The organism is Hydrogenophaga sp. (assembly GCF_041633695.1).
Taxonomy (GTDB): domain Bacteria; phylum Pseudomonadota; class Gammaproteobacteria; order Burkholderiales; family Burkholderiaceae_C; genus Hydrogenophaga.
In genome coordinates this window covers 1-5175 of the sequence record NZ_JBFJMY010000306.1, presented here as the reverse complement: position 1 = coordinate 5175, position 5175 = coordinate 1, and the positions used below count along the sequence as shown (strand labels likewise).

General features: G+C 65.5%; 5 protein-coding genes. All 5 read right to left on the bottom strand.

Features of this window, described 5'->3' with window-relative positions:
- Positions 1 to 196: 196 nt before the first annotated feature.
- The gene (locus ABYB95_RS16610) at positions 197 to 973 is read right to left on the bottom strand and encodes an enoyl-CoA hydratase-related protein (RefSeq protein ID WP_372659667.1); all 777 of its coding nucleotides are present in this window, start codon (positions 971 to 973) and stop codon (positions 197 to 199) included.
- The gene (locus ABYB95_RS16605; RefSeq protein ID WP_372659666.1) at positions 970 to 1779 is read right to left on the bottom strand and encodes a crotonase/enoyl-CoA hydratase family protein; all 810 of its coding nucleotides are present in this window, start codon (positions 1777 to 1779) and stop codon (positions 970 to 972) included. Before ABYB95_RS16605 ends, ABYB95_RS16610 begins: the two co-directional genes overlap by 4 nt.
- Positions 1780 to 1789: 10 nt before the next feature.
- Entirely contained in the window at positions 1790 to 2998 is a 1209-nt protein-coding gene (pcaF, locus tag ABYB95_RS16600; protein WP_372659665.1) for a 3-oxoadipyl-CoA thiolase, read from the bottom strand.
- A complete protein-coding gene (locus tag ABYB95_RS16595) occupies positions 2998 to 3840 on the bottom strand; it encodes an amidohydrolase family protein (RefSeq protein ID WP_372659664.1) in 843 nt (280 codons plus the stop codon). The genes pcaF and ABYB95_RS16595 overlap by 1 nt, the downstream gene beginning before the upstream one ends.
- A 31-nt stretch (positions 3841 to 3871) precedes the next feature.
- Positions 3872 to 5175, bottom strand: a 1304-nt coding sequence (locus ABYB95_RS16590; protein WP_372659663.1) for a (2,3-dihydroxybenzoyl)adenylate synthase, incomplete at its 5' end; no start/stop codon positions are given.

Here is a 5175-nt window from a genome sequence, read left to right as displayed (position 1 = left end):
CTTGCTTTCTGTTCTCGGCTTGACCCCTTGGCGGGGTCAGAAAGTCCATGCCAAATTCTAGAAATGGCGAGACCGTAAAGCCAACAAAAAGCCGTGATGCGGCACATCAGATTTGGAAATTTTGCGGGCGGACAGCACACGCCCACAAGCGCCACGACCCCAGACCGGGGTGTGGCGCAGCTGCCCGCGAGGGGCTTCAAGCCTGCACGAAGTGCGGTGCCCGCTTTTCCAGCCGGGCCCGGATGCCCTCGGTTTTTTCCGGGGTGGAAAACAGCAACTGGAAAGACCGGCGCTCGGCTTGCAGGCCTTGGTCGAGGCTGGTGTTCATGCTTTGCAGCACCGCTTCTTTGATGAAACGCACGGCGGTCACTGGCAAAGCGGCGATATCGCCCGCCAGCTTCAGGGCCTGCGCCTCCACCGCTGCGTCTTCCACCAGCTCGCTCACCAGGCCCATGTTGAATGCCGCCTGCGCGGGAATCGCGGCACCCGTCAGCAACATCTGCATCGCGCGGTATTTGCCCACGGCGCGGGTCAGGCGTTGCGTCGCACCACCGCCCGGCATCAGGCCGATCAGGACCTCGGGCTGCCCAAAACGCGCCGAGTGCCCCGCCACGATGATGTCTGCGTGCATGGCCAGTTCGCAACCACCGCCCAAGGCGTGCCCGCGCACCGCCGCAACAACCGGCTTGCGGCAGTCGGCGATGGCCGCCCACAACCGGTCCATGTTCCGACCCAGGATCTCCACCGGCTCTGCGTCCACGTATTCACCCAGGTCGGCCCCGGCGCAGAACGCGCGCTCGCTGCCCGCCAACACCACGCAGCGCACCGAAGCATCCGCATCCAGCTGGCCGAACGCGGTGGCGAGCTGCTGGCGCAAGTCGAGGTTCAACGCGTTCAAGACCGCGGGCCGGTTCAGGCGCAGCAGCGCCACGCCCGCTGCCGGGCGGGTCTCTATCAGCACGGCTTCGCTCATGGGGTCTGCGGCTGCGCAAACACCGGCGCACGCTTCTCAAAAAAGGCCTGCACTGCTTCCGTGTGTTCGGGCGTGTGGTGGGCCAGGCCTTGCAGTTCGCCGGCTTCGTCCAGCGCTTGGTCGAGCGTGCTGTGTTGCGCGCTGCGCAGCAAGCGCTTGGTCCAGCGCAGCACCTGGGGCGGGTTCACCGCCATGCGCTGCGCCAGCGCCAGGGCGGTGGGCAAGAGTTCTTCGGGCGCCACCAGCTCGGACACCAGGCCGATGCGCAGCGCCTCGACGGCGTCGATGGTGTCGCCGGTCAGGGCCAGCTGGGCGGCGCGGGCAAAACCCACCACCCGGGGCAGCAACCAGCAGCCCCCATCGCCCGGCACGATGCCGACCTTCACAAAGCTCTCGGCGAAACGCGCCGCGCTCGACGCGATGCGGATGTCGCACATGCAGGCCAGATCGCAGCCCGCGCCCATGGCCGGGCCATTCACCGCTGCGATCAAAGGCAGCTCCAGGCGCTGCAAGGCCCGGGGAATGCGCTGAATGCCGCTGCGGTAACGCGCGGTGATTTCGCTCGGTGTACCGGCGAACATGCCGGTGCGGTCGCGCATCTCCGCCACGTTGCCGCCCGAGCAAAACGCGCTGCCCGCGCCGGTGAGCACCACCGCGCGCACGGCGGTGTTCTGGTTCAAGGTATCCACCACGGTTTCAAAGGCGGCGAACATGTCTTCGCCCGACAAGGCGTTGCGCGTTTCTGGCCGGTTCAAGCTCAGCAGCGCCACCGGGCCTTGGTAGGTGACCAAAATGGGTAAGTTCATGGTGTGTGCCTCAGACCCGTTCCAATGCCACGGCAATGCCCTGCCCCACGCCAATGCACATGGTGCACAGGGCGCGGCGACCGCCGGTGCGGTGCAATTGGCGCACCGCCGTGAGCACCAGGCGAGCGCCCGACATGCCCAAGGGGTGGCCCAGTGCAATGGCGCCGCCGTTGGGGTTGATGTGCTCGCCATCGTCGGGCAAGCCCAGGCCGCGCAGCACGGCCAGCCCCTGTGCCGCAAAGGCTTCGTTGAGTTCGATCACATCAAAGTCGGCAATGCCCAACCCGGTCTGGGCCAGCAGTTTTTGCACCGCCGGCAGCGGCCCTATGCCCATGACGCGCGGCGCGACACCCACGGTGGCGATGCCGATCACCCGGGCCAAGGGCGTGAGCCCGGATGCGCGCGCACCGGCTTCGCTGGCGAGCAGCAAGGCGGCGGCTCCGTCGTTGACGCCCGAGGCATTGCCCGCCGTGACGCTGCCACCGGCGCGAAAGGCGGGCTTCAGCTGGGCCAGGCTTTCAGCGGTGGTGTCTGCGCGCGGGTGCTCGTCTTCGGACACGGTGAGCGTCTCGCCGCGCTTGCGGCCCGGCACTTGCACCGGGGTGATTTCTTGCGCCAGGACGCCACTGGCCATGGCCTGCGCGGTGCGCCGCTGGCTGCGCCACGCAAACGCATCCTGGTCCGCCCGCGAAATGCCGTGCTCGCTGGCCACGTTCTCGGCGGTCTCGCCCATGGCATCGATGCCGTACATCGCCACCATGCGGGGATTGACGAAGCGCCAGCCAATGGTGGAGTCGTGAATTTCGGCCTGGCGCGAAAAGGCGCTGCTGGCTTTGGGCATGACCATGGGCGCGCGGCTCATGCTCTCCACCCCACCCGCCAATGCCAGGTCCAGTTGCCCGGCGACCATGCCGCGCGCGACACTGGCCAAGGCCTCCAGACCCGATCCGCACAGGCGGTTGACGGTGGCCGCCGCCACGGTGACCGGCAGACCGGCCAACAAGGCCGACATGCGGGCCACGTTGCGGTTGTCTTCACCGGCCTGGTTGACGCAGCCGTAATAGACCTCCTCCAGGCGACCCCAGTCCAAGGTGGGGTGGCGCGCCATCAAGGCTTGGATCGGTACCGCGCCCAGATCGTCGGTGCGCACGCCCGACAAGGCACCACCGTAGCGGCCAATCGGCGTGCGGATGCCGTCGCAGACAAAGGCTTGTGCCATCACAGACCCAACACGCGTTCGGCGTTGCCGTGCATGACCTTTTCCATCACCGTGTCCTTGTAGCCGAGTTCGCTCCACTCGCGCAAGATGCGCTCGTAGGGCAGGCTGGGATAGTCGCTGCCGAACATGATCTTGTCTTGCAAGCGGCCCCGGATGTCGACCTTCAGGTTGCCGGGAAAGTGCTTCGGCGCCCAGCCAGACATTTCCCAATACACGTTGCCCTTGTGCAAGGCCACGGCGGTGGTCTCTTCGACCCAGGGCCAGCCCGGGTGGGCCATCAGAATTTTGAGCTTGGGGAAATCGGCCGCGAGATCGTCGATGTGCGAGGGGTGGGCGTGGCGCACGCGGGCGCCATGTCCGCCGGGCATGCCGGCCCCCATGCCGGTGGTGCCCACGTCGATCATCACCGCCGCGCCCAGCGCGTTGATCTCTTCAAACAGCGGGTAGTGGCGGCGGTCGTTCACCGCGAAGTGCTGCATGATGGGGTGGAAGTGGAAGCCGATGAAGCCCAGCTCGTTCACCGCTTTTTTCACCTGGCGGATGGCGATCTCGCCTTTGGCCGGTTCCACCGCACCCCAGCATTGCAGCACGCGCTCGGGGTGGCGCTTCCACATGCCGTGCACGTATTCGTTGGTGCAAGGCGGCGTGGCCACGGTGGTCTCCAGGTCCAGCGCCACCAGGCAGGCCTCGACACCGGCGGTGGTGAACTCGGCGATCACTTCGTCTTCGTTCTTGGCCACCCATTCGCGCTTCCAGTAAGAAGCCAGTGCCTCGGGGTATGGACCCTGGGCGTCGATCCAGGTCTGGGTGCCGGGGTAACAGTGCAGGTCGATGATGCGCATGGCGAAATCCTTGTTGAAGATGAAATAAAAATCAGACGCCAGCGGCGATCTTGGTGGCCACGATTTCACCCAAAGCTTTTTTGGAGACCTTGCCGAAGGTGGACACGGGGAAATCGGGCAGCACTTCCAGCCGCTCGGGCAGCTTGAATTTGGCGATCTCGTGCGTCTGGAGAAAGGCCACCAGATCGGGCAGCGTGAGTGCCTGCCCCGCTTTGAGCACCACGAAGGCACACATTTTTTCGCCCATGGCCGGGTCGGGCATGGGCACGCAAGCCACGTTCTGCACCGCCGGGTGCATGAGGATGAGGTTCTCCACCTCTTCGGCGCTGATTTTTTCGCCCCCGCGGTTGATCAGATCCTTCTTGCGTCCTTCGACGATGTAGTTGCCGCTGGCCACGTGCTTGCGCATCAGATCGCCCGACCGGTAAAAGCCATCGGGCGTGAACTGGCGCGCGTTGTATTCGGGCACGCCGTAATAGCCGCGCAGCGTGTACGGGCCACGGCAGGCCAGTTCGCCCACTTCGCCATCGGGCACTTCCTGGCCGTCGTCGTCGATGAGCTTGACCTCGTCGTCGGCGCACACCGGGCGACCACAGGTCTCCATCAGCGCTTCTTCCGAATCGCCTTTGCGCACAAACATCAGCAGGCCTTCGCTCATGCCGAAGTTTTCTTGCACAAAAGCGTTCTTGAACAGCTGGCGCGTGCGCAGCCGCGTCTCGGGCTGCATGCGCTGGCCACCGCTCTGGATTTGCTGCACCGAGCCCAATTCGAAATCGCCAATGGAGGGATCGTTGATGAGGCGGATCAGCAGCGCAGGCACCACCTTCACGTGGGTGACACCGTGTTTCTGGATCAACGCGAACATCTCGTTCGGGCGGGTATTGGCGTGCAAGACCACCTTGGCGCCGTTGAACATGAAACCCTGAATGCCTGGGCAGGCCAGCGGCAGGTTGTGCGCAATGGGCAGCACCAGCAGCAGCACCGAGTCGCCGCTCACACCGGCCACTTCGGACGCCACCTTGGAGTTGTAGGCGTAGTCGTTGTTGGTGCGCGGGATCAGCTTGGGAATGCCGGTCGTGCCGCCCGAGAGCTGGAAGATGCACGGATCGGTAGGGTCGATCTGCACCGCATCCAGCGCCGAGCGCGGCAGCGTGGCGGGCCGCTCGATGAGATCGGTCAGCGAGTGCTCGCCAGGGCCGGCCTGGCCCAGCACCAGGCGCAACTTGAGGCTCGGGGTCTCGGCCTGCACGCGCTCGATGACGGGCGCAAATTCGAAGTCACCCAGGCGATCGGGGTAGACGCAGCAGGTGGCCTGCGAGAGCTGGGTGAACTGGT

Excerpts from the sequence above, each read along its gene's own strand:
- ABYB95_RS16605 (WP_372659666.1), bottom strand. The coding sequence starts at position 1,779 with ATGAACTTACCCATTTTGGTCACCTACCAAGGCCCGGTGGCGCTGCTG.
- pcaF (WP_372659665.1), bottom strand. The coding sequence starts at position 2,998 with ATGGCACAAGCCTTTGTCTGCGACGGCATCCGCACGCCGATTGGCCGC.
- ABYB95_RS16610 (WP_372659667.1), bottom strand. The coding sequence starts at position 973 with ATGAGCGAAGCCGTGCTGATAGAGACCCGCCCGGCAGCGGGCGTGGCG.
- ABYB95_RS16595 (WP_372659664.1), bottom strand. The coding sequence starts at position 3,840 with ATGCGCATCATCGACCTGCACTGTTACCCCGGCACCCAGACCTGGATC.